This window comes from Streptomyces sp. NPDC007901 (genome assembly GCF_042959465.1).
In the GTDB taxonomy this organism is placed as follows: Bacteria; Actinomycetota; Actinomycetes; order Streptomycetales; family Streptomycetaceae; genus Streptomyces.
The window spans coordinates 29,314-52,235 of the sequence record NZ_JBIBKW010000036.1; the positions used below are offsets into that span (position 1 = coordinate 29,314).

General features: G+C 69.5%; 23 protein-coding genes and 2 pseudogenes. 14 read left to right on the top strand and 11 right to left on the bottom strand.

Annotated features, from left to right (window positions below; all coding sequences use genetic code 11):
- Nucleotides 1–73 precede the first annotated feature (73 nt).
- Nucleotides 74–1,039, top strand: coding sequence for a DUF1152 domain-containing protein (locus tag ACFZDK_RS52060; RefSeq protein ID WP_390985437.1), 966 nt, complete (start codon nucleotides 74–76; stop codon nucleotides 1,037–1,039).
- Between the two features lie 25 nt (nucleotides 1,040–1,064).
- On the opposite strand, the gene ACFZDK_RS52065 is transcribed toward ACFZDK_RS52060, so the two are convergent.
- From ACFZDK_RS52065 to ACFZDK_RS52075, 3 genes are all read right to left on the bottom strand, one after another.
- A complete protein-coding gene (locus tag ACFZDK_RS52065; RefSeq protein ID WP_390985509.1) occupies nucleotides 1,065–1,697 on the bottom strand; it encodes a methyltransferase domain-containing protein in 633 nt (210 codons plus the stop codon).
- Nucleotides 1,607–2,215 carry a hypothetical protein gene (locus ACFZDK_RS52070; RefSeq protein ID WP_390985514.1) on the bottom strand — a complete coding sequence of 203 codons (609 nt, stop codon included), beginning with the start codon at nucleotides 2,213–2,215 and terminating at the stop codon, nucleotides 1,607–1,609. Before ACFZDK_RS52070 ends, ACFZDK_RS52065 begins: the two co-directional genes overlap by 91 nt.
- A 245-nt stretch (nucleotides 2,216–2,460) precedes the next feature.
- Complete coding sequence (locus ACFZDK_RS52075; RefSeq protein ID WP_390985511.1) at nucleotides 2,461–3,276, bottom strand: SAM-dependent methyltransferase; 816 nt, start codon at nucleotides 3,274–3,276, stop codon at nucleotides 2,461–2,463.
- A gap of 344 nt (nucleotides 3,277–3,620) precedes the next feature.
- Here ACFZDK_RS52075 and ACFZDK_RS52080 point away from each other — a divergent pair, with 344 nt between their 5' ends.
- On the top strand, nucleotides 3,621–4,727 hold the full coding sequence (locus tag ACFZDK_RS52080) for a hypothetical protein (protein ID WP_390985439.1): 1,107 nt from the start codon (nucleotides 3,621–3,623) through the stop codon (nucleotides 4,725–4,727).
- Nucleotides 4,728–4,999: 272 nt separating this feature from the next.
- Here the strand turns inward: ACFZDK_RS52080 and ACFZDK_RS52085 are convergent, their stop codons facing one another.
- Nucleotides 5,000–5,680, bottom strand: a complete 681-nt coding sequence (locus ACFZDK_RS52085) for an SMI1/KNR4 family protein (protein ID WP_390985442.1) — start codon at nucleotides 5,678–5,680, stop codon at nucleotides 5,000–5,002.
- A 493-nt stretch (nucleotides 5,681–6,173) separates the two neighbouring features.
- Between ACFZDK_RS52085 and ACFZDK_RS52090 the strand changes: the two genes are divergently transcribed.
- A complete protein-coding gene (locus ACFZDK_RS52090) occupies nucleotides 6,174–6,449 on the top strand; it encodes a hypothetical protein (RefSeq protein ID WP_390985444.1) in 276 nt (91 codons plus the stop codon).
- A 13-nt stretch (nucleotides 6,450–6,462) separates the two neighbouring features.
- On the opposite strand, the gene ACFZDK_RS52095 is transcribed toward ACFZDK_RS52090, so the two are convergent.
- A complete protein-coding gene (locus ACFZDK_RS52095) occupies nucleotides 6,463–7,020 on the bottom strand; it encodes a hypothetical protein (RefSeq protein ID WP_390985447.1) in 558 nt (185 codons plus the stop codon).
- Between the two features lie 113 nt (nucleotides 7,021–7,133).
- Between ACFZDK_RS52095 and ACFZDK_RS52100 the strand changes: the two genes are divergently transcribed.
- On the top strand, nucleotides 7,134–7,823 hold the full coding sequence (locus ACFZDK_RS52100) for a TetR family transcriptional regulator (RefSeq protein WP_390985450.1): 690 nt from the start codon (nucleotides 7,134–7,136) through the stop codon (nucleotides 7,821–7,823).
- Nucleotides 7,824–8,028: 205 nt separating this feature from the next.
- Here the strand turns inward: ACFZDK_RS52100 and ACFZDK_RS52105 are convergent, their stop codons facing one another.
- The 3 genes and pseudogenes from ACFZDK_RS52105 to ACFZDK_RS52115 form a co-directional block, all read right to left on the bottom strand.
- Complete coding sequence (locus ACFZDK_RS52105) at nucleotides 8,029–8,250, bottom strand: hypothetical protein (protein ID WP_390985453.1); 222 nt, start codon at nucleotides 8,248–8,250, stop codon at nucleotides 8,029–8,031.
- 538 nt (nucleotides 8,251–8,788) lie between these two features.
- Nucleotides 8,789–9,591 (bottom strand): annotated as a pseudogene (locus ACFZDK_RS52110) (maleylpyruvate isomerase family mycothiol-dependent enzyme); the annotation flags it as partial.
- Nucleotides 9,592–9,858: 267 nt separating this feature from the next.
- The gene (locus ACFZDK_RS52115) at nucleotides 9,859–10,908 is read right to left on the bottom strand and encodes an EamA family transporter (RefSeq protein WP_390985455.1); all 1,050 of its coding nucleotides are present in this window, start codon (nucleotides 10,906–10,908) and stop codon (nucleotides 9,859–9,861) included.
- Between the two features lie 128 nt (nucleotides 10,909–11,036).
- Between ACFZDK_RS52115 and ACFZDK_RS52120 the strand changes: the two genes are divergently transcribed.
- Nucleotides 11,037–11,957, top strand: coding sequence for a LysR substrate-binding domain-containing protein (locus tag ACFZDK_RS52120; RefSeq protein ID WP_390985458.1), 921 nt, complete (start codon nucleotides 11,037–11,039; stop codon nucleotides 11,955–11,957).
- Between the two features lie 350 nt (nucleotides 11,958–12,307).
- Here the strand turns inward: ACFZDK_RS52120 and ACFZDK_RS52125 are convergent, their stop codons facing one another.
- A complete protein-coding gene (locus ACFZDK_RS52125; protein ID WP_390985460.1) occupies nucleotides 12,308–12,688 on the bottom strand; it encodes a winged helix-turn-helix transcriptional regulator in 381 nt (126 codons plus the stop codon).
- A gap of 142 nt (nucleotides 12,689–12,830) precedes the next feature.
- On the opposite strand from ACFZDK_RS52125, the gene ACFZDK_RS52130 reads away from it, so the two are divergent.
- Nucleotides 12,831–13,238: a Rid family hydrolase gene (locus tag ACFZDK_RS52130; RefSeq protein ID WP_390985463.1), complete on the top strand. Its 408-nt coding sequence runs from the start codon at nucleotides 12,831–12,833 to the stop codon at nucleotides 13,236–13,238.
- Nucleotides 13,239–13,830: 592 nt separating this feature from the next.
- The gene (locus ACFZDK_RS52135) at nucleotides 13,831–14,859 is read left to right on the top strand and encodes an NAD-dependent epimerase/dehydratase family protein (RefSeq protein ID WP_390985465.1); all 1,029 of its coding nucleotides are present in this window, start codon (nucleotides 13,831–13,833) and stop codon (nucleotides 14,857–14,859) included.
- Here the strand turns inward: ACFZDK_RS52135 and ACFZDK_RS52140 are convergent.
- Complete coding sequence (locus ACFZDK_RS52140) at nucleotides 14,856–16,094, bottom strand: RNA-guided endonuclease TnpB family protein (protein ID WP_390985468.1); 1,239 nt, start codon at nucleotides 16,092–16,094, stop codon at nucleotides 14,856–14,858. The genes ACFZDK_RS52135 and ACFZDK_RS52140 overlap by 4 nt on opposite strands.
- Nucleotides 16,095–16,279: 185 nt before the next feature.
- On the opposite strand from ACFZDK_RS52140, the gene ACFZDK_RS52145 reads away from it, so the two are divergent.
- The 3 genes and pseudogenes from ACFZDK_RS52145 to ACFZDK_RS52155 all read left to right on the top strand — a co-directional run bounded on the left by ACFZDK_RS52145 (nucleotide 16,280) and on the right by ACFZDK_RS52155 (nucleotide 17,908).
- Nucleotides 16,280–17,092 (top strand): helix-turn-helix domain-containing protein, encoded by an 813-nt coding sequence (locus ACFZDK_RS52145; protein WP_390985470.1) that lies wholly within the window; start codon nucleotides 16,280–16,282, stop codon nucleotides 17,090–17,092.
- A gap of 239 nt (nucleotides 17,093–17,331) precedes the next feature.
- A pseudogene (locus tag ACFZDK_RS52150) lies at nucleotides 17,332–17,502 on the top strand (transposase family protein); the annotation flags it as partial.
- A 208-nt stretch (nucleotides 17,503–17,710) separates the two neighbouring features.
- Entirely contained in the window at nucleotides 17,711–17,908 is a 198-nt protein-coding gene (locus ACFZDK_RS52155) for a hypothetical protein (RefSeq protein WP_390985517.1), read from the top strand.
- Nucleotides 17,909–18,314: 406 nt separating this feature from the next.
- Here the strand turns inward: ACFZDK_RS52155 and ACFZDK_RS52160 are convergent, their stop codons facing one another.
- The gene (locus ACFZDK_RS52160) at nucleotides 18,315–19,226 is read right to left on the bottom strand and encodes a LysR substrate-binding domain-containing protein (protein WP_390985473.1); all 912 of its coding nucleotides are present in this window, start codon (nucleotides 19,224–19,226) and stop codon (nucleotides 18,315–18,317) included.
- A gap of 198 nt (nucleotides 19,227–19,424) precedes the next feature.
- Here ACFZDK_RS52160 and ACFZDK_RS52165 point away from each other — a divergent pair, with 198 nt between their 5' ends.
- The 4 genes from ACFZDK_RS52165 (at nucleotide 19,425) to ACFZDK_RS52180 (ending at nucleotide 22,325) form a co-directional block, all read left to right on the top strand.
- The gene (locus tag ACFZDK_RS52165; protein ID WP_390985476.1) at nucleotides 19,425–20,159 is read left to right on the top strand and encodes an SDR family oxidoreductase; all 735 of its coding nucleotides are present in this window, start codon (nucleotides 19,425–19,427) and stop codon (nucleotides 20,157–20,159) included.
- A gap of 198 nt (nucleotides 20,160–20,357) precedes the next feature.
- Nucleotides 20,358–20,981: an NAD(P)-binding domain-containing protein gene (locus ACFZDK_RS52170; RefSeq protein ID WP_390985479.1), complete on the top strand. Its 624-nt coding sequence runs from the start codon at nucleotides 20,358–20,360 to the stop codon at nucleotides 20,979–20,981.
- Nucleotides 20,982–21,133: 152 nt separating this feature from the next.
- Nucleotides 21,134–21,331, top strand: coding sequence for a hypothetical protein (locus ACFZDK_RS52175; protein ID WP_390985482.1), 198 nt, complete (start codon nucleotides 21,134–21,136; stop codon nucleotides 21,329–21,331).
- A 52-nt stretch (nucleotides 21,332–21,383) separates the two neighbouring features.
- Nucleotides 21,384–22,325 (top strand): NAD-dependent epimerase/dehydratase family protein, encoded by a 942-nt coding sequence (locus ACFZDK_RS52180; RefSeq protein ID WP_390985485.1) that lies wholly within the window; start codon nucleotides 21,384–21,386, stop codon nucleotides 22,323–22,325.
- Nucleotides 22,326–22,922 lie beyond the last annotated feature (597 nt).

Below are 22,922 nucleotides of genomic sequence, written 5' to 3' on the forward strand. Positions count from 1 at the left end.
CAAGCACAGTGAGTACCGCAGGTCCTGTTGCGGCGAGTGAGAAGCGAACACGCCCTCCTGCTGGCGTCCTGCGGTGATCTCTTTGGGGGAACCAGCGTTCTTCACCCGCCTGCGCGACGCGCGACGCGTGCTCATCGCCGGTGCCGGCGGCGGATTCGACGTGTACGCCGGGCTGCCGCTCGCGCTCGCGTTGCGGTCGGCGGGCAAGGAGGTGCACCTCGCCAACCTGTCCTTCGCCGACCTCTACGGCCTGGACCTCGATGTGTGGGTGGACCAGGACGTCGCGGCCGTCGGGCCCGACACGCCCCTGCGTGGCGACTACTTCCCCGAACGGACGCTCACCCAGTGGCTCGCGACGCAGGATCTGCCGTCGACCGTGTACGCGTTCCCGAGCATCGGGGCCGGTCCGCTGCGGGCCGCCTACCGGACGCTGATCACGCATCTCGGCGGTGTCGACGCGGTCGTGCTGGTGGACGGCGGGACCGACATCCTGATGCGCGGCGACGAACACGGTCTCGGCACCCCGCAGGAGGACATGGCGAGCCTGGCCGCCGTGAGCGGGCTCGACGAGGTCCCGCACCGGCTGGTGGCCTGCCTCGGCTTCGGAGTGGACGCGTACCACGGCGTGAACCACTCGCTCGTCCTGGAGAACCTGGCCGCCCTGGACCGGGACGGCGCCTGTCTCGGCGCGTTCTCGCTGCCCGGGGCGGCGCGCGAGGGCGCGCTGTATCTCGACGCGGTGGCGCATGCCCAGCGCCACACCGCGAGCCACCCGAGCATCGTGAACGGATCCGTCGCCGCCGCCGTGCGGGGTGACTTCGGCGACGTCCGGTTCACGGAGCGGACCAAGGGCGGCGAGTTGTTCATCAACCCGCTGATGGCCCTGTACTTCTGCGTGGACCTGCCCGGACTGGCCCGCCGCAACCTCTACCTCGGCCTGCTGGAACGGACCTCGCTGATGCGGCAGGTGAACTCCGTGATCGAGGAGTTCCGCACCACGCTGCCCCGCCAGCGACCACCACGGGCATTCCCGCACTGACGATCCTCAGCTCTTCCCCGTGCCTTCAGCTCTTCCCTGTGTCTTCGAGTTGGAAGTGCCAGATGACCGCGACCGGGGACTCGTCGAGGGCCGCGGCCGAAGCCTCCGGGCACCAGTGCAGGAGGTCCCAGGACATATGTGCCGGGAGCGGGTCCGGGGCGGTGTCGGGGGTGAGGGAGCGACGCGGGCGTCGGGGCTCCTCGCAGTGCCGGACCCGGAACCCGAGTGGGAGGGCCGCGGCGAGGTAGGCACTGAGCGGGCGGTGGTACTCGGTGAGGAGGGACGGGCGGCCGTCCGGGCCGGGACGGCGGGGCAGTGTCGGCCTGAGGTAGGACGCCAGCAGGTGGGCGTCGGAGATCACCAGGTGTCCGCCGGGGCGCAGGACGCGCGCGAACTCGGCCAGCACGGGGGCCAGGTCGGGGACGTGGGTCAGGGCGAGCGTGCAGAGGACGGTGTCGACCGCGTCGTCGGGAACCGGCAGCCGGTGCAGGTCGGCCTGATGGAAGTGGACGTCCGGCAGGCGCTCGCGGGCCTTGGCGAGCATCTCCGGTGAGGCGTCCACGCCGATCACCTGGTGGCCGAGCTGGTGCAGGTAGGCGGTGTGACGGCCGGTGCCGCAGGCCGCGTCCAGGGCCGTGCCGATGGGCAGGCCGTCCAGGACGCGTCGGACGACCGGCTCTTCGACTCGATCATCTGGTTGCCGGGGGCGTCGTAGTGCGGCGCCCAGGCCCGGTAGACGTCGACGGTGCTGATCGTGCCCTCGATCGCCGTCACTCCTTCGGCATGGGCGAGGGCGGGCGTGTCCAACATCGTCCGGATCTCGGCGAGCCGGGCCTCGACGAACACCTGGTCGGCGCTCCCCTCCTGGAAGCCGCGCAGCAGAGCGGCGCCCTCGATGGCCAGTAGAAATCCCAGGGGGCTCAGGTAAGTCACCCCAGGGACGGTACGGATACCCGCTCCGCGGGCTCCACCGGTTTTCCGGCCCTTCGGACAACCGTCGTCGGTGACGGTGTGCCGGGCGGACACGCGGAGCAGGGCGGCCGGCCGCTGCCCGAGGTCGCTGACCGAAGCCCGCGTCAAGGCTGTTGCGGTGCGTACGGCGCCGGCGATGGCGTCCTCCGGGTCGAGGCCGCACAGGTCGGTGAGCGTGAAGAGGGCCTTGGCGCTGACGACCACGGCGAGGTCGCGCTTGAGCTGGGCGAACGCCTCCGGATTCGTCGCCCCCAGCGTGCCTTCCAGGGGGGCAGCGCATGGTCGATCAGGCCGAAGCGGATACCGGGGCGCGCGGAGATCGCCGCGGGCCGGGAGATGGTAGCCGAGATCATCGCACGTACCGATCCCTGGCGGGCGGAGTGGCTTGCCGGCCGTGGGCGGATCGCGGGGAAGCGACTGGCAGGAGTTGCGTGTTCGCCCCGGACGACCTAGCGGCGGACCGCCGAGATCAGTCCGCCGGGCCGCTCCTCGTGCCGCGGCGGGGTGTTGATCGGGCGGCCGTAGGCGGCGGCGCGCTCGCGCAGGGTGTGGGTGTCGGCGTCCCAGCCGTGCCCGGCCAGCCAAGCGACCGGGTCGTCGGGCATCTCCGAGACCCACATGGACGCCGCGGATCCCGGCTCGGCGTCCGCGCCGAAGCGCTCGATCACGCCGCGCGAGCCCAACGTCAGGCCCATCCGACTGCCCGGCGCCGACTGCGCGCCGATGCGGGCCAGCAGTAGCTCCACCGCGTCCTCGCGGAGATAGATGAGCAGCCCCTCGGCGATCCACGCGGTCGGCTCGGCCGGGTCGTGCCCCGCGGCGGACAGCGCGCCGGGCCAGTCCTCACGTAGGTCCACCGGGACGGTGATCCGCTCGCAGCGCGCGACGGCCCGCTCCTGGCGCAGCACCGAGGCCTTGAAGTCCAGCGGAACGGCGGTGTCGACCTCGAACAGCCGGGTGCCCTCGGGCCAGTCCATCCGGAAGGCCCGGCTGTCCATGCCGGCCCCGAGCAGCACGACCTGCCGGACCCCGGACGCAGAGGCCTCCTGCAACAGCTCGTCGAGGAACTTCGTCCTGATGACGATGGAGAACGCCACGCCCAGCCAGCGGCGGCGCGCCGCCTCGTCATCGGGCAGCGGCGGCGAGGAGGGCCACAGGCCGCCGGCGGCGGCGAAGGCCTTTGCCAGTGGGTCGCGGAACAGCGCGTTCTCGCGCGCGGTCTCCAACGCCCGTACTCTGGCCACCCCCACGGCCGTGGCCCACACTCCCGACGGCCGCACCCGCTCCTGCTCATCAGTCACCACGCCAGCCTAGGTGATCGATTTGGATGATTGCGGGCTGGCGATCACGTCGTCCAGCGGGCGGTGACCCTGACAAGCCGGCTGCCCTGCACTGAAAGTCGCAATCACGCATATAGCGTCCACAACACGTTCAATGACCTACCGTCTGATCTGGAACATCCTCACACCGCTGCGACTGATGACCCATCGGCTTCGCTCACGAGAATGAGCAGCAGACACCGGGTGCCGGTCCCTCAGTGGATGAGAAAACATGTTGGCTGACTGCCTGTGAGCTGCGAGGATGCGAGTGTTTCCGAGGCGGAGGACATTTGTTCGTTTTCGTGTGTGCGGGATGCGGCGCCGAGTTGACCATCCCGCTGTCCCAGGTATCACTGCCGGTCCACGCCCGTCAGAAGTACGGGAACGGAATCCAGCTGCCGGTGCTCATGCAGTCAGGGACGTTCGCCGTGGACCCGGACCCCTGGGGAGGGCCGTGGCGGATGTGGGACGAGATCCGCGCGGGTGAGGCGGAGGCACGCGGCATCTACGCGCCGGTCTACGCCCTGTCCGACAGCACGCCCGGGGCGAGTGTCATCGCGCCCGGTGATATCCGTGGCACCCGCCTGATCCCGGAGAAGCGCGGCGGTGCCTGCTGTGGCCTCGACGGAGCCGACGGCCCCAACATGGCCTGCGAGGCATGCGACCTTCCCGTGGCGACCAGGGTCGACGACTGCTCGCTCTGGCAGGTAGTCCGGCTCAGCCCGGACGCCGTACGCCGCGTCCCCGTTGACGGGACCCACGCTGTGCCCGCTTCCTGGGCGGAGCTGGCGGAGAACGGGGAGAAAACACCCCCTTTCGAGCCGATCGCCACGTGGGGAGGACGGTCCGGGTCGAACCACTACTGGTCGTGGAACCCGCGGTGGGAGGCGGCGGCCGGCCATGCGCTCGCCCACCTGCTGGTCGCCTCCCAAGGGCATCCGGTGACGGTCCCGGGCGGTCTGACCGCGGATGTTTTCCAACGCTCGCTCGACACCCTGCTGCCCGCAGGCCCCCCGAAGCGGCGCGCAGTCCTGGCCGGACCGGGTCAGCCTTCCCCGGACGCGGGCGTCGACATCCTCCTCGTACCGGTCCATCCCCAGACAGGTCAGACCTGGAGCCCCGCGGGCCCGACTGCGCCGGCATACCTGGTGCCACTGCCGCTGGGCGTGTGGCTGTGGCTGGTCTCTCCCCAGCCGTACTTGCCGGTCCCCGCGTCGGGCCGACTACCCCAGGACGTCCTCCGTGACGACCCGCTCCCGCTGCTCCCCAACTACCTGTTCCGGGCGGACGGGAGAACGTTCCAGCACACCTTGGTCCGGCTGCCGGCCGTTCGCAGCCCGTGGCTTCGCACGATCACCGAGAACCTCACGAAGGGCACCCCAGCCGGGCTCTTCTGACCGTCCGGCAATCGAAGAACGCCAGGCTCTCGCGCTCCGCCATCACGCGCGCCGCGACCGCCTTCGCCGCCGTCCCCACCTCGCCACCATCATCGCCGGAACAGTGCGGGGGAAGACCCACCAGAAAACGGCTGGGCATCGGGGCCGTCGGCACAGCCGCCCGAGCGCAGGACCTCAGCATCCCCGCTCCGCCGTGCGTAAGCAGGTGTGACTGAGCACCCGATTCCGCCCTTTCGGCCAGCCACGTTGCTCAGCAGCACAGAGTGTCGGGCCTACGACGCCGACGAGGCTGTGTGCTCGGCTTTCTGCAGCCAGTCGGTATACCAGCGGGCGAACCTCACGGGCGTACCGTCCTCGGCGAGGAGCGGGGCGAGGTCGACGTCGTCCACCCGGCAGTCGGACCAGATCGTTCCGCGGTGGCTGCCGCTGATGATCAGCCACTCCCGCTGAGCGCAACCCAGATGGGAGATCACGATCGCGCCGACGGTGCGCTCCGGGGCGAACATGGCCGCTCCCCACCGCTCGTCCCACGCCTCCATGGCGTCGTCGAAGTCCTCGATGTCATCGAAGTTCTCCTCCTCGGGGCACTGGGCGAGGAGTTCCTCGAGTAGCTTGGGGTCGGGGCCCTGGTCAGGAAACGGCTCGGCAAGCCTCGACAGGTCGACCATCTCCGCGCCGTCACCTTCCCAACTCCAGCGGTCCTGCACGCGCCGAACGGGGAACAGGCCGTGCGCAGGACCAGCGCCACCTGCACCCACGTGAAGCAGGAAGGACCGGTACTCCTCCGGCAGTTGCACGCCTATCTGAGCCTCGAGTTCGGCAAGCTCACCCTGGGTGAGCGGGTCCTCCACGACCCACTTGTGCCCCAACGACCCGAATACCTGGCTGCCCGCAGGTCCTGCAGCCGCCGCCTCGACCCGCTGTCGTATTCCCACCCACTGCTGATCGGTCATGAGCCCAGACGGTACGTGCCGCCCCTGACATCCGGGATGCCGGGTCCTCGAACACCGCGGGAAGCAGTCTGGCACCGCAGATCTCCCGGCACATCACGCACACCGGCCAACTGAGCACGCAGAGGTCAAACAGGGTCGGTGGGCGCAGGTCGGGAGGCCCGGCCGGTTTCAGCCGGCGTGCCGCGTCGAGCAGTGGAGTGGAGGCGGTCAACTCGCCACCGGCCCGGAACCGACGTCGGGGGTGGACAGCACCGGGCCGGGCCGAGCGCCGCACGTGCCCGCCGGCCCAGGCCGCCGGCCCGCTCCGTTGGGCACCTCCCGCAGTACCAAGGCGGCCGGCCGGGCGCCTACCAGGTCCGGGCGAACGGCCGGCATGCACGGTGACCCCGACCGCCCGGCCTCACCACTCCCCCATGCCCGCGATGCTGAAGGCCGTCGGCAGTGGTCAGTGACCGAGGCTAGAAGCTGCGCCGACTGCGGCGCCGCGGAAGCCATGCCATTCAGGACAGCCTGGGAGTTGCACTTCGCCCCGCTGGTTCGGTCGATCGGCCGCCGGGCCACCGGCATGGGGCTGTCCGACCAGGACGTCGGCACCGAGGTGCTCCTCCAGGACACCTTTCATCAGGCACTGCGCGTCTGGGACGCCGGCAGGATCCCCGCGCCTGGCTCTGCGCCGTGGCCCGGCGTCGCCTCGCCCGGTGCGCCCCAGGCGATGGTCCGGGGCGCCCTGCTGTGTGCACCAGAGGGTGCTTCATGCCTTCGGCGGTGAGCCGCCCGCCTGGTCAGAACCTGGGGGCCGAGCGGGACAGGCGGATCGCCGAGACGAGGAAGAAGATCCCGCCGAGAGTGGCATAGCCGGCGAGGGCGGTCAGCGAGGGGGCGTCCTGCGAAGCGCTTCGGATGAAGCTCGCACCGGCCAGCACCGAGATACCGCCGCTGAGGATCATGGCCCACTGGCCGCCCATCGGCCGGCGCGCGACGCCCACGAGGAGCTGCACGAGGCCGGAGACGACCGCCCACGCGCCCCATACCCGCAGCACGTCGGCGACGCCCGAGGCGCCGGCGACCGCGACGCCGACGGCGGCGAGCAGGCTGACGGCCATGTTGGCGTACAGGCCCCTGACCGGCCCGGCGGCGCGCGCCGACCTGGCGTCGACGACGGCCGCGACCACGTCGAAGGCGGGATAGAGGAACAGCAGCAGCCTGGCCGCGACGGTGAGCTCGGAGCCGGACACCAGCAGGAGTGCGGCCCACGCGATGGCGAAGGCGAAGCGGATGACGTACAGCCGGCGCAGGGCGGGCGTGGCGCCGACGGACTCGGCGGAGGCGGTGGATGCCATGGGGTTCTCCAGTCACTGCGGAACACAGAGAGAACGCTCTCTCTTGTTTTGCAGACTGGCACACCTGTTCCGCGAAAACAAGAGAGAGCGTTCTACCCGCTAACATGGGTGACATGACAAAGACGGAAGCCGGCACAGGCACCGGCAGGCGAGTCTCCGAGGCCCGGGAACGGCTCCTGAGGACCGCCGGGCAGCTCTTCTACGCGGAGGGCATCCACACGGTGGGCGTCGACCGTCTGGTCGCCGAGTCGAAGGTCACCAACGCCACCTTCTACCGCCACTTCCGAAGCAAGGAAGACCTCGCCGTCGCCTACATCGGAAGCGTCGACCAGGCGATCCGCGCACAGATCGACTCCCTGACGGCCGCGGACCTGCCGGCCGACGGCATCCTGCGGGGCATCGGTGCGTCCCTGGTCGAGCAGATCCGCTCACCGGGTTACCGCGGATGCGCCTTCCTCAACGCGGCAGCGGAATTCCCCGATCCCGACCACCCGGTCCACCGTGCCGTCGTGCAGCACCGCGAGTGGTTCCTGCAGACGATCACCGGACTCTTCGCCGAGATCACAACCGTGCAGGCCGAGCACGCCGGGCAGCACTTCGTCATGCTCCGCGACGGCGCGATGAGCGCCGGCTACCTCGGCGACCCCGTCCCGGCCGGCGAGACCCTGCTGCGCGGCATCGAAGGACTGCTGCGAATCCACGCCGCCCGCGGGCTCGACGAGCACGCCGGCTCCACACCCGGCCAGGCCCCCTCGGCGGCCACGACGGTCTCCGACATCGAGTGCTCGCCGCCCGGCGCGTAACCGCGGCCTGGGCACGAACAGCCACGTTGAGCGCCGAACAGGCCGAGGCACGGCCTGCTGCCGGAATGGAAGGCGCACAAAAGTCCACGGCTGCGTGCGGACCGCAGGGGCCGGCTGGGCGGACTCGACATGAAACGACCCCCGGTCGCACCCTTCGTCACTTCCGCAGGTCCCGTTTCGTCGGCACCTCCCTCAAGGTCGGGGTTCAGAAGCAGGCGCTCACTGCACAGCCGGCCAGCTGCGGCATGTCCGCCAGGCGCAGAATCGCGGTGTGCTGCTGAGCGAGCCGTTGACCGGGCAAGGCCTTGGATCGGACGCGGGTCACGGTGGTGACGCCAGTGGCGAGGTCGCAGAAGGACCTGTCCTGCGCCTCGCGGGTCTTCGCGTGGGTCACCACCAGGTCACCGAGGAACTGGCAGAAGTCCACGGGATGAGGGTCTGCACGTACTCCAGGGCAGCGTCGGCGGCCTGCTCCAGGTAGATGAACCGAGGCCAGGCGCAGGTGGCGGTGGAGCCGGCCGCTAGAGCGAAGTCGCCGTCCAGCGGGGCTCGGTCCCGGACGCGCGACCGCGACAGTGACAGGCGGCTCGGCCAGCACCTCGGCGACTGTCACACGAGCATGCGCAGGACGCCGAAGTGCCCGTTCCCCCTCATCGAGGGCGGCCTGCACCCGCTCAGCCTCCTCCCGCAGTCGCGCCGCCTCTTCCCGGACCTGCCTCTCCCAGGCCTCCAGCAGACCGATTGCCCATCTCTCCCGCCGCCAGACAGAGTTCACGCCCCCAGCCCGAACCAAACGATCACATTCGGAAAACAGATGCCGTCTCAGAGCACATGCGGCCGGGCCGGCGCCGGTGAACCGTCTGCAGGCGGTGCCGAGTTCCGGCAGACCCGGCGAAGCTGAGCATTCGTGCCCCCCGTTCGGCCCGGAGCGCAGCACGTGGCGCACCTTTGCGTCCTACTCCTCCGGCGCGGAGCAGTTCGAACAGACCTGCGTCTCCTTCGATCCGTACGGAGTCCGCCGGGATACCGTATTAGAGGAAGAGGACCAGCTCACTGACCGTGCCTCTGACAGAGGCACCGGCGGCGTCCGGGCCTTCGCCGGTAACCGTGGTAGGCAGACGGGCGGGCCGTGCGCCGGCCCCGTCGACCGTGAGGCGCCAGGAGTAGCCCTCGGTGGCATGGAAGTCGAAGGCAGTGGGCTTGTGCGGCCAGGCGGCCGTCGTCGCGCAGCAGGTGGACAGGAACTCGTCGACGCCGTCGAGTGCCACCTCCACCGACAGCGGCTGCGAAGCGCCCAGGGCGACCTGAGCGCCGTAGGTGTGCACCGCGCTCTCCTGTACCCGGTGCCGGGCGACGCCACCGGAGTTCCGCGGCGAGTGCGACGTACCCCACCACGTCCAGCAACTGCGATCCTCGCCCGCCTCGCGCAACGCGCTCAGCAGCAGCTGGGTCGACTCGGCCAACCAGGCCAGCAGGGCGTCACGCTCCCGCGGCGCAGCGCCTACGGCCCGCTCGGCAGCGGCCTCGGCCGGTGGAGCGTCAGCAGGTCCCGCGCCGGCGATGGCAGCCCAGAAGCGGTCCCCACCACCCAGGTGCCGCACCAGATCGAACAGCGTCCACTCGGGGCAGGTCGGCACCTGCACGTCGAGGCTGGGGACCGAGGCGACCGCGGCACGGAAGGCGGTCGACCGTTCGTCAATCAGCCGCCGCAGGGCAGAGAACTCAAGTGTCATTGCCGCAACGGGTATCTGTCACCGTGCCCCGGCAACCGGACAGCGAATTTCGCAGCCCATGCAGCGACCGCGCGGCCGGGCTGCACACCCCGGCTGATCCATGCACCGCCCCCGCCCCGCTCGCGACTCCCCCTGCAACCGATCCGCCATCATGATCCAACCGGCGCGCCGGACATCCCGCCCGCCCACGTCGTCAGGCCTTCCGGCGGGTCGACCGGGCACGGGCCCCGCGTTCGCGCACATCCTCGTGCCCGGCGCGGCCCGGCGCGGCAGGCACTCGAGTCGTACCGCGCGGCCTGGGCTCAAGTGAGCCCGAGGCCACCGGTCTTGTCCACGCCGGGGCGCGGGGCGCCGGACAGGCAGTCCTCCAGGGCGGGTTCGGTGCCGACAGGGCGGAGGTCCGGGGCAAGTCCGGAGCCTGCCGGCTCCCCGGCGGCCGCCACGGCTTCCACGGGCGCCGTGGTCGTCGCCTGCCTTCGGGTCATCCCCACACCCAACAACACCACCGCCATGCCCAGCACCACCCGGATGCTCAGGTCCTCGCCCAGGACAACGGCTCCCAGCAGTACGGACACCACCGGCAGCAGGTAGCCGACCACGGCGGCGTTGGTCGCGCCCTCGTCGTTGATGATCCGGTAGGTGAGGTGGAAGGTGGCCGCGGTGCAGAACACGCTGAGGGCGACTGCCGCGACGATGACCGTCGGGCCGGGGTCGATCGCGTCCAGACCGCCGATCGGCACCGCGAGGGCGGTCAGCCCGCTCGCGGCGAGGAGTTGGGCGGCGGAGAGCGAGAGCGTGGGCGTGCCTCGGCGGACCAGGGTGCGGCCCATGTACGTGAACGCGACGGCGTAGCTGGCGGCGGCGCCCAGGATCGCGAGGGCACCCCAGCCGGTGGCCCCGGTCGTCTGCCAGGGGGCGAAGATGACGATCGTGCCGGTGAAGCCGAGCAGCAGCCCTGCCAGCCGGACGGGCCGCAGCCCGCGCTCCGAGCCGAGGGCGAGACCGAGGATGATCGACCAGAGCGGGGTCGTGGCGTTCAGGACGCCCGCGAGCCCGGAGTCGACGGTCTGCTGGCCCACGCTGAACAACGCGAACGGCAGGGCGTTGCAGAAGAAGGCCGCGACGACGATGTGCCGCCAGACGGCGACGCCCGTCGGCAGCCGGTGCCCCGTCGCATAGCAGGCGACGAGGAGGACGAGCGCGCCGAGGGCACAGCGCGCGAACGTGACCTGGAGCGGGGAGAGCCCGCGCAGCGCCAGCTCGATCCAGAGGAAGGTCGAACCCCACAGCAGGGCGAGCACGGCCACCCGCACGCCGCCCCACAGTGCCCGCGTGCCGCCGGTGTCGGTCATGGCGTTTCTCCGTTCTCGTTGTCTCGTCGGGTGGTTGTCTCGTCCTGGCCTGCGACTCCTACGACGGTGCCCCAGTCGAGCTTTGAGAACAAGCAAACGCTTCTACCCATACCGTTAAGCTGTACTACATGCTTGATGTGAGGCGACTTCAGGTCCTGCGCGCGGTGGTCACCAGCGGCACGGTCACCGCCGCCGCGGCCCACCTCGGCTACACGCCGTCCGCCGTCAGCCAGCAGGTGGCGGCGCTGGAGAAACAGGCCGGTACCGCGCTGCTGGAGCGGGTCGGACGCGGGGTGCGCCCTACTGCGGCCGGGCTGCTGCTCACCGAGCACGCGGCGCTGATCAGTACGGCGCTCGCCCAGGCGGAGACCGCGCTCGCCGACCTCCGCGCCGGGCGCACCGGCCGGCTGTCGGTCCGCTACTTCGCCACCGCCGGCTCGACCCTGATGGCGCCGGCCCTGGCCGGACTCCGCGCCCAGCACCCCGGCGTCCGCGTCGACCTCGAACTCACCGACCCGGAGGACCCGTTCCAGGAGGTGGCACGAGGCCGGGCCGATCTGGCCGTGGTTGTCGCGGCACAGGACCGCATGGGCGACGGCTTCCAGCTCGTCCACCTTCTTGACGACCCGTACGCGGCCGTACTGCCACTCGGACACCCTCTCGCCGGGAAGGAGATGATCGAACTGCACGAGTTGTCCGGTGAGCAGTGGGTGGGCAGCGAGCCCCCCGGTCCCTGCCTCCAGCCCGTCATCGACTCCTGCGCGGCGGCCGGCTTCAGCCCCGACTTCGTCATCCAGAGCGAGGACTACGCCACGGCGCAGGGCTTCGTCGCGGCCGGCCTCGGCGTCGGTCTGATGCCGCGGCTCGGGCTGCGCAACCAGCACCCCGGTGTCGTCGTACGCCCGGTCCGCAACCCCGAACCGGTCCGGGTGATCTCGGCTGCCGTCCGAAAGACCGCCCTCGGCCAACCGGCCCTGCGCAGCCTGCTGGACGCATTGCGGGACGCGGCCAGCACCGCCGACCCTGACGATGAGCACCGGTCGCCATGACCGCGGCCCGCGGGGCACGGGCCGGCGGCGGGGGCGTGAAAGGCGCGGCCAGGCGCCGTACACCCCGGGGCATGACGAGTACGGCGGTCAAGGCGACCACACCGACGAAAATCTCCTCACCGTGCTGCCGGGCGCCGACCCGCACCCGACCGCAGTCCGCCAACCGCTCGGACTCCACCCAGCAGGGGCGTCCATCTCGTCGTAGCCACCGAAACTCAGCGCCGTCTGAGCCACCTCAGCTGATCCACTCGACGGAGCACGCCAGTTGGCCGCTTCGAGCATCACCGCCATCGACCCGGTGAACCACCTGGGGTGGGGCGGCCGGTGGATCTTCCCGCGCGCTGCAGGCGTCAAGCATCGAAGCGGCGGCGGGCGGTCTCGATGTGACCGAGGTAGGTGTGGGTCCAGTCGCACATTCCGTCGACGGTTGCGCGCAGACCCTGGCCCGGTTCGGTGAGGGTGTATTCGACCCGGGGTGGCACCGTGGGGTGGACGGTGCGCTCGACGAGGCCGTTGCGCTCCAGCATGCGCAGGTTCTGGGTGAGCATCTTGTGGCTGATGCCCTCGATCTCATTCCGCAGTTCGCTGAAGCGCAGGGTGCCCTCACCGAGGGTCTCGATGATCAGGAACGCCCACTTGTTGGCAACGTCGGAGAAGATCTCCCGCGCCAACGAATCCGCGCGTCTCAAGTCCGCTTCGTCCGGTGAGCCGCTGAACTGCTTGGTCACCATCAGGTTCCCCAGTCACTGAAAAGTGCTTTCTTCCACGTCAGCGTTCACTCTCCTACGGTTTCCGAGTAACCACAAGAGAGTGAGAGCGCCCTGATCGCGTGGACGCGAGCCCACGGGCACTCATGACAAGGAGACAGACAGCATGGCTATCACCATGGTGAACCCCAGCGGATTGCCCAAGATCGATGTCTACCGGCAGGTGTCGATCGCATCCGGGTCGAAGCTGGTCTTCATCGCCGGGCAGGTCGCCTGGGACGCCGACGGAGTCACCGTGGGCGAAGGCGACCTCGCCGCTCAGGTCGAGCAGTGTTACCTCAACATCGGCTCCGCCCTGGCCGAGGCCGGGGGCTCCTTCGGCGATGTTGCGAAACTGACCTTCTATGTCGTCGACTGGACCCCCGACAAGATGCCCCCGCTCCTGGAAGGCATATCCCGGGCGGCCGCGAAGCTGGGAGTCACCCCGGTCCCGCCGACCACCCTGATAGGCGTCGCAGCACTGGACATCCCCGACCATCTGGTCGAGATCGAAGCCACCGCAATCCTCGACTGAACAGCTGCCCCGTGCCCACCGGGCACGGAATGGCCTGCCAATGGAGAAGTCAAGCTGTGTCGGGGACCGGATTTCCGTGATCAGTCGAACCAGACGACGAGTCGCACGTGTTCGGGTCCATGTGGCTCGGCAAGCGTCCGCATCACGTCCCAGACCGGCGCCCAGTGGGTCCCGGCCCGGCGACCGTGCTGCGGCTGCGCGTGCCGGAGCGATCGGTTTCGCCCCAGTCGGCGGCTGCCAACTCGGCCCATTCGGTCCACGTTGTTCCGTGTGGGTCCTGTGGCCGGCCCCATGCGGTGAACGCGGCCCGCAGCCCGTCCTAGGCGTCGTCCGGCAGACCCAGTGCTCAGTCGTCCTCGCGGTGGGCCCGATGCGGCGGATATGGCCCTCCATGCCCCAGCTCAGCCGTGTTGGTGATGCGTGATCGAACGGCAGGCAGATGTGGCTCGCAGCGATAGTTGGCCAGCCGCAGTGCCACTTGGCCACATGACTGGTGGGGAGAACCGACGACACGGCCGTCATGCCTGTCCCTGCGGGTACCAGTAACAGCAGGATCTGGAACCAAGCGGTCGTGCACGGTGATCCTGCCGTCATGGCACACGTACTCGTTACTGGTGGGACCGGCTTCCTGGGCTCCCACACGATCGCGCGGCTCTTGACGTCGGGGCACAAGGTCACGACCACGCTGCGCTCGCTGAAGCGGCAACCTGACGTCGAAAAGATGCTCTCCGTGGCGGAGGCGCCGGGGCGGGAGGGGGTCTCCTACGTCGAGGCGGACCTGGCCTCCGACGCCGGCTGGGACCGGGCCGCAGCGGGAGCTGACTATGTTCTGCACATCGCTTCGCCGTTCCCCAACTCCCGTCCGAAGGACGAGAACGAGCTGATTGTCCCGGCCCGCGACGGTGCGCTGCGGGTGCTGCGGGCCGCGCGGGACGCCGATGTCAGGCGCGTGGTCCTGACGTCCTCGTTCGCCGCGGTCGGCTACGGCCACGGCCCGACGGACCGGGTCTTCACGGAAGCCGACTGGACGAGCCTGGACGGGCCCGGCGTGACCCCGTACGTCAGGTCGAAGGCTGTCGCCGAGCGCGCGGCGTGGGACTTCATCGCCGCCGAGGGCAACGGTCTGGAACTCACCTCGATCAACCCGGTCGGGATCTTCGGTCCGGTACTCGGTTCCGACTACTCCAGCTCGATCCGCATCATCCACGCGATGCTCACCGGTGCCATGCGTGCCGCACCGCCGATCTGGACCAATACGGTCGACGTCCGGGACGTCGCCGACCTGCACATCAAGGCGATGACCTCGCCGGTTGCCGCCGGGCAGCGGTACCTGGCACTGGCGGGCGAGCCGATCTCCTTCGAGCAGATCGCGTTCGCCCTCCGCTCCCGGCTGGGCGAAGCGGCTGCGAAGGCCCCCACCCGGTCGGCCCCCGCCTGGATGCTGCGGCTGCTGTCCACGGTCAGCCCGCAGCTGCGCGAGACGGTCCCGCAGCTGGGCGTGGTCCGCCGGGCCGACAATGCCAAGGCCCGTGAGCACCTGGGCTGGGCACCGCGCTCGAACGAGGAGAGTGTGGTCGCGAGTGCGCGCAGTCTGGTCCGGCTCGGCCTGCTCGCCGACTAGCGTCGAAGGTTGACTTCCTCCCCCGCCTGAAGGCGGGGGATTCCAGCGGTCGCCCGCTGGGTTTCCTGCTTCACCGACGACTGCCCCGTGCGGGAGGACTCCCGTTGAGGTCTTACACCGTCTCCACAGGCAGACGCCGCCAGCCCGGCGGCCAGGATGTTGCGCGCTGCGTTCACATCGCGGTCATGCACGGCGCCGCAGTCGCACGTCCACTCACGCACGTTCAGCGGCATCTTCGCCGCGACCGTGCCGCAGGCTCCGCACAGCTTCGAGCTGGGGAACCAGCGGTCGATCACGACGAGTTCGCGGCCGTACCAGGCACACTTGTACTCCAGCATGGAGCGCAGTTCCGTCCACGCCGTGTCGGAGATGGCGCGCGCGAGCTTGCCGTTCTTCAGCAGGTTGCGGACGGTGAGGTCCTCGATCACGACCGTTTGGTTCTCACGGACGAGCCGAGTCGAGAGTTTATGCAGGAAGTCCCGGCGCCGGTCGGCGATCCGCGCGTGCACGCGGGCGACCTTGCGGCGGGCCTTCTCCCGGTTCGCCGAGCCCTTCGCCTTCTGCGACAACTCACGCTGCGCGCGGGCCAGCCGGGCACGGTCAGGCCGCTCATGCCGGGGGTTGGTGATCTTCTCTCCGGTGGACAGGGTCACCAGGGACGTGATCCCGGCGTCCAGGCCGACCACGTTGGTAGTGGCACGGGCCGGGGCGGTGGTGTCTTCGCACAGCAGGGACACGAACCAGCGCCCGGCGCTGTCGCGGGACACGGTCACCGTGGTCGGCTCCGCCTCTTCGGGGAGGGGACGCGACCAGCGGATGTCCAACGGCTCGTCCATCTTCGCCAGCGTCAGCTTCCCGTCGCGCCACTTGAAGGCGCTGCGGGTGTACTCGGCCGACGCGCGGGACTTCTTGCGGCTCTTGTAATGGGGGTACTTGGCGCGCTTGGCGAAGAAGTTCTGGAACGCTGCCTGAAGATGCCGCAGCGCCTGCTGAAGGGGAACGGAGGACACCTCCGTCAGGAAGGCCAGTTCCTCGGTCTTCTTCCACTGCGTCAGCGCGGCGGACGACTGCACGTAGGAGATCCGGCGCCGCTCGCCGTACCAGGCCCGGGTGCGCTCCTCCAGCGCCTTGTTGTAGACGAGGCGGACGCAGCCGAACGTGCGCGACAGCTCGGCTGCCTGCTCGTCCGTGGGGTAGAAACGGTACTTGAACGCCCGCTTGACCTGCCGCGTCACGCCTCACAGACTATCAGATTCCGTGTGAGCGGCGGTTGTCGGTCGGTGGCCGGTGCAAGCCGGTCCGCCCTGGCGGCGAACCGGCTTTCCCTGCCCTGCTCCGCAGGAGCTTCGTTTCTCCCCCGCAAGCGGGAGGTACCCCCACCCCGGCCTGAAGGCCGGGGTATCCACGAAGGACAGACCCGATGAACGACATGGCGGACACCCTCGGCCACTTCCTGCGGGCCCGGCGGGAACAGCTCAGCCCTCAGGAGGCCGGCCTGCCCGCCGGAGAGCGCCGCCGTGTTCCGGGGCTGCGCCGGGAGGAGGTTGCCCACCTCGCCGGCATCAGCCCCGAGTACTACCTGCGCCTGGAGCAGGGCCGCAACCAGCATCCCTCCGACCAGATCCTCGAGAGCCTGGCTGCGGCGCTGCAACTCGATGACGACGCCGTCGCCTACCTGCACCGCCTCGCCCACCCCACGCCCCCGGCCCGGCGACGCCGTCCCCGCTCCCAGACCGGCCAGGCCGCCCTCCAGCCCCTGCTCGACGGCTGGCCCCTCACACCCGCCTATGCCCAGGGGACAGCCGGCCGCGTCGTCGCCGCCAACCGCCTGGCTGTGGCCTTGTGTCCGTTCTTCGCCGTGGGGAGCAACCCCCTGCGAGCCGTGTTCCTCGAGCCCGAGATGCGCAGCCTCTATCCCCAGTGGGACGACGTGACCGCCAAAGCCGTCTCCGGACTTCGCGCGACCCTCAGCATCGACGACGCCGATCCCGAACTCCTGGAGACCATCGGCGAGCTGACGGTCGCCAGCGAACGCTTCCGCACGCTGTGGGCCAGACGGGAAGTGCGCCGCCGCGCCGCCGGCTACACGCGGTTCAACCATCCCTTGGTCGGGCAGCTTGAACTGCACTACGAGAAGCTCCTCAGGCCAGAGGCACAGCAACTCCTTGTCGTCTACCACGCCGACCAGGGCTCGCCCAGCGCCGAGCGCCTGCAACTGCTCACCAGCCTCTGAACCCGGGCACTGGGGCCAGGCACTGACAGCACGCCTCGTCCGGACTCGGCACCGAAGCCGAGACCGCGGTGGCCGACTTCCGCTGAAGGGCACAGCAGACGCGCAGGCCCGGATACCGGTGAACATGGAGTGTCGAATTCACCGATCACCACAGCGGAAGACCGTGCCTGACGCGTCATCATCGCCCATCCCCGCCGGGCTTCTTGGCCAACTCGCCAGTTCCGATCCGGCCCGTCCCGATGACCTGCCCGGGCCTGCTGGACCGGCTGCGCCGCCTGCCCGACCCGCGCCGCCTGCGGGGCCGACGCCACCCGCTGTCGTACGTCCTGACCCTGGCCGCCTACGCGTTCCTGGCCGGAGCGAAGTCCCTGACCACCATCGCAGAGTGGGCCGCCAACGCCCCTGACCAGCTCCTTCTACGGCGCGAGGCCGCGCTGCGCGATCCGGACCGGCTCTGGAGGGCCTACCGGGCCCCAGCGAGACGACCGTGCGCCGGGGCGCCGGGTACTGCAACGCGTCGACGGCGACGCCCTCTCCGCAGCGATCAGCGGCTGGCTCACCGCCCTTGCGGACGCCTCCCGCGCGGCCGACGAAGACGAGCACCCGCCGTCCGGCCCGGTGGGGGCAGCAGTCGCGGTGGACGGCAAGTCCCTGCGCGGCGCGATCCGCGCCGACAGCCGCCGCGTCCATCTGCTGTCCGCGCTGCGCGACGACGGCATCGTGCTCGCCCAGCGTGAGGTCGACGCCAAGAGCAATGAGATCACCGCGTACCGACCGCAGCTGGAGCCGCTGGACCTGACCGGCGCGGTGTGGTGACTTTCGACGCACTGCGGACCCAGACCGACCATGCGAAGTTCCTGGCGGAACCTGGCCACGACGCGCTCCGCCTGGCGGGGCAGGACGACCTCGCCGAGGGCCTGCGCCGCCGCGGAAGGGACATGATTCGGCCGCCGACAACCCTCGGACTCACGTGATCATTCCCGGCCGATCACGAGAATGACGGAGCCCTGTCGTATCGCCAGCCAACCGGAAATCAGGCAAAACTCCAGCTCAGAATTCCATGCAGACGAGCCACACCATTTTCATTGTTTTACAGACAACCGCGCGCGATGATACCGATTCTCTTTGTGCGCCAAAATCTCCTCCGGCTCCGAGCTCAATGTCTTCGCCACTACCGTGGCCACGTGTCCTTGGCTGGTGCTGTTGTTGCCGGCCGAGCTGCTCAACCGTGCTTTGAAACGGCATCGCTTCCGAGCTGCCACATTTCATAGTTTCCGCATTCTGCCGTGATCTCGGCCGTTGCCTGAGCCGCGGAAAAGAAGTCGTCGACCAACGGCGAGGTGCGCGATTCCGTCACAGCGAGGCAGACTTGGTCGGGCGTCAGATCCGGGATGGGTACATAGCTGACTTCTGGATGTGAGTAGAACACGGTCGCCGAACGGGCCAGAAACGAGATGCCCCGGCCGGCCGCGACGTGCTCGAGTGTCTCGTCCACCCCGCGCACCAGGTACCCGGCGTTGGGGTGCGGGCGTCTGGTGGGCTGGGTGCTGGTGTCGGCATGCCAGACCAGCGGCTCGCCGGCCAGGTCGGCCTCGGTGATCTGCTCCCGGCCGGCCAGTCGGTGGCCGGCGGGCAGCACCGCCAGCCGCGGCTCGGTGTACAGCGGGGTGACGCGCAGGCCGGCCTCGTCGATGGGCAGTCGCACATAGCCGACGTCGATGCGGCCGTCGAGCAACATCGCGGCCTGGTCGTCCCATTCGATGCGCTGCACGTCCACGAGGACGTCCGGGTGCCGGTCGGCGAACAGCCGTACCGCCGGGGTGACCGCGATGCCTGCCCGGAAGCCGACCATGAGCCGCCGGCTGCCCCTCGCGGCCACGGTCACCCGGCGGCGGACCGCGTGCGCGGAGGCCAGCAGTGGGCCGGCGTCGGCCAGCAGTTGTCGGCCCGCGTCGGTCAGAGCCACACCGTGGCGATCCCTGGTGAACAGCGAGGCGCCGAGATCCTGCTCCAGCGCGCGGATCTGGCGGCTGAGCACCGGCTGGGCGATGTGCAGCTCATCGGCGGCGCGGCCGAAGTGCAGCCTGTCGGCGACGGCGACGAAGTAGCGCAGCTTACGCAGGTCCAGATCCATGGAGCCTCCCGGTCCGGTGATGCCTTCAGGGTATCACCGCGACTGAAAGAGGTCTTGGACAGCCATTCAGGAAAATGGCATCTTGAATAGACACCCGATGGGGCCAGAGTAAATTCGGCGCGGGAATTCAACTTCGGCGCTCGGCTGCAAGGCCCGTATTGAACTGTTTCGGATACTCGGTAATTCAATGGAGTGATCGTGGGAAAGCTCGATGGCAAGGTGGCGGTGATCACCGGCGGATCCACCGGCATGGCACTGGCCGGCGCCAAGCTGTTCGTCGAGGAAGGAGCGCACGTCTTCATCCAGGCTCGGCGGCAGGAAGCACTGGACGACGCCGTCAAACTGATCGGCGGCAATGTCACCGCCGTCCAGGGTGACGCGGCCGAACTGGACGACCTGGACCGCTTGTACGACACCGTCAAGCGGGAAAAGGGCTCGATCGACGTGCTGTGGGCCAGCGCCGGGACGGGTGAACCCGCCGTCCTCGGCGAGATCAGCGAGGAGCAGTTCCACCGCGCCTTCTGGCTCAACGCGCGCGGCACCCTGTTCACCGTGCAGAAGGCACTGCCGCTGATCAACGACAACGGCTCGATCTTCATGACCGGATCCAACGCCTCCCTCGGCGCCTTCCCCGGCTGGAGCCTCTACGCGGGAAGCAAAGCCGTCCAGCAGGCCTGGGCCCGCGTCTGGCTCAACGAACTGCGCGACCGCAAGATCCGGGTCAACGTCCTGACCCCCGGCCAGGTCGCCACCGCCAAACAGGAAGAACTGTTCGACGAGGCGACCAAGGCCGCATTCGAGTCCCTCATCCCCCGCGGAAAGATGGGCCGCCCCGAAGAGATCGCCACCGTCGCCCTGTTCCTCGCCTCCGACGACTCCAGCTACGTCAACGGCCTGGAACTGGTCGCCGACGGCGGCACCACCGCCATCTGAACCACACACCAGGAATGCCGCCCTCTTTTTTTGGAATGGCGGCAGGTTCACCCATCCCGATCTGCCGGCGGAAGACGAGCCGGAAGTGCCGGGAAAGGCGCCGCAGTCGGCCCAGAAACGTCGCGGCCGATGCCCTGCGCCTGACCCGGCACGAACGAGACAGAGCGACACCTCGAGAACAGGAAGAGAGCACAGCTCATGAGCAGCATCACCCTCATCGGTACGGGGAACATGGCCCGTACCATCGGCACGCTCGCGGTGGCGGGCGGCAACACCGTCGAGGTCATGGGACGCGATCAGTCCAAGGCCGATGACCTGGCCAAGACTCTGGGCGGCGGCGCGACGGCGGGCAAGTGGGGCGCCGTCCCGGCCGGGGACATCGTCATCACGGCCCTGTTGTACGACGGTGTCGTTCCGGTCGTCGCCGAGTACGCAGACGCGCTCGCGGGCAAGGTCATCGTCGACATCAGCAACCCCTTCAACGCCACGTTCGACGGACTGGCCCACAGCGAGGAGACCTCGATCGCGCAGGAAGCCGCCAAGGTGGCCCCGGCCGGCGCCAGCGTGGTGAAGGCGTTCAACACCATCTTCCGTAACGTCCTGGAGAAGGGCCGGCCCAACGTCTTCATCGCCGGCGACGATGCGCAGGCCAAGGCGGGCGTGGCGGCATTCGTCGAGAGCCTCGGGCTGCGCCCGCTGGACGTCGGCGGCCTGAAGATGGCGCACTGGCTGGAAGGAGCGGGCTTGATCACGATGGGCCTTGCCGGCAACGGGGTTGGCCACTGGGACTTCGCCCTCGGCGTCAACGAGTTCACTGGCTGAGCCCCGGGGCCGAGCCGTCGGCGAACAGGACGCCGTGCGCCCTGACAATGGTTGATGGATCACCGACTCGCTGATCCCGACCATGGGAATCACGGAACCGAGCTTCATCGCGAGAGTCTCCTCGGGCAGGATCGTTCGGCCGCTCCTGGGACGTGTTCATCGCCGGCGACGACGCGCAGGCCAAGGCGGGCGTGGCGGCATTCACGGAGAGCCTGGGACAACGCCCGATGGACACCGGGCAACTGCCCGTGGCGCGGGCGCTGGAGAACGCCGGCCTGGTGGAGCTGGGCCTCGTCGCCTACTCCGCCAGGCACACCAACTTCCTCCTCGGCGTCAGCACTTTCAGCTGAGCACACCCGCACCACCACGTCTCGCGCCACATCACGCACAAGGAGCAGCAGCATGCGCGTTCTGGTCACTGGCGGGACCGGCCATTCCGGTTCACACATCATCGCCGAGCTCATCGCCGCCGGGCACGAGGTGACCGGCCTGGCCCGGTCGGACACGGCCGCGGCGGCGGTGTCCGCGCTCGGCGCGAAGGCGCGCCGCGGCGACCTCCTGGATCTCGACGGGCTCAAGGAGGCAGCCGCGGACTCGGACGGCGTCATCCACGTCGCCCACAGGCAGGACCTGCTTCCGTCCGGCGGGATGGACGCCGTGGCCGCCGCGGAGCTCCCCATCGTGCTCGCGTACGGCGAGGCACTCGCGGGAACCGGAAAGCCGCTGGTAGCGGCGGGAAGCATAGGCTCGCCCGGGAACGGGGGGAACCTGGGCCGGCCGGCAACCGAGGAGGACCCGGCCCTTCCCGCCGGCGATGAGCACAAGGGCACCCTGCGGGCTCGTAACGTCGTGGAAGCCGCCGTAGTCGGCCTCGCCGAGCGGGGAGTGCGGTCTTCGGTCGTACGGATTCCCACCATCATGCACAGCACGACCGATGCCGGCTTCCTCCCCACGCTGATCGCGATCGCGAAGGAGAAGGGCTTCGCCGGCTACCCCGCGGACGGCGCGAACTTGTGGGGCGCCGTGCACGTCCGCGATGCCGCCTCGGTGTTCCGCCTGGCCCTGGAGAAGGGTCCGGCCGGCAGATATTGGCACGCGGTCGAGGACGGGGGTATCCCGTTCCGCGAGATCGCCGAGGCCATTGGCAGCCGTCTGGGCCTGCCCGCCATCAGCGTTCCCGCGGACGAGCTGATGCTCCCGGGATATTTCGGGTTCCTCACGGCTGTGGTCACGCTGGACCTCCCGGCGTCCAGCCTCATCACCCGCCGGACCCTCGGCTGGGAGCCCACTCAGCCCGGCCTGCTCGCCGATCTGGGCAACGGCCATTACTTCCCTGCCAGTTGACGGCAGGGGCGCGAATGCGGGTCCGGCAAATTCCAGGAATACGTCTCTTCCGGAGGGAGCCGAGAATATTGGAGGCGCTTGGCTGGTGACTGTTCGATACCGTTGGCGGCATACGAGCGGATGGCGAGCCGGCGCAGCATTCGGTTGCCTCATGACGACTGAACCTGCAACCGTTACCGGCCTGATCGGAGATGAGCGGCGGCTGGTGGATTCTTGTTGAGGGCCCGGTGGGGACAGACTCCTCCTGGGAGCAGGTCCGCACGATACCGGTCGATGGTGGCCGGGACGAGGCCGTTGCGCAGGCCGCCGAGGTAACACGCACCTGCAGCGATACCGGTGGGGAGGCGCGGGAGCCCGGGGCGTACGGCCGACGGGTGTTCCGGACCGCGGAGACGAACTGGCTCGTGGAGGTTGGTCGCTCGGCCTGGCATGACGGTTGGAAGACCCCTTCCACGTTCAAGACCCCCATCCGAATCTCCGTCGCGGAGTTGGACTACGAGCGCGAAACCCCGATCGCGGAGCCCCCAGCCAAGAGCAAATTACAGCGTGCGCTGGGTAGAAGCTGACGCGTCGTTGGGTGAGGTCCGTACAGGCTGG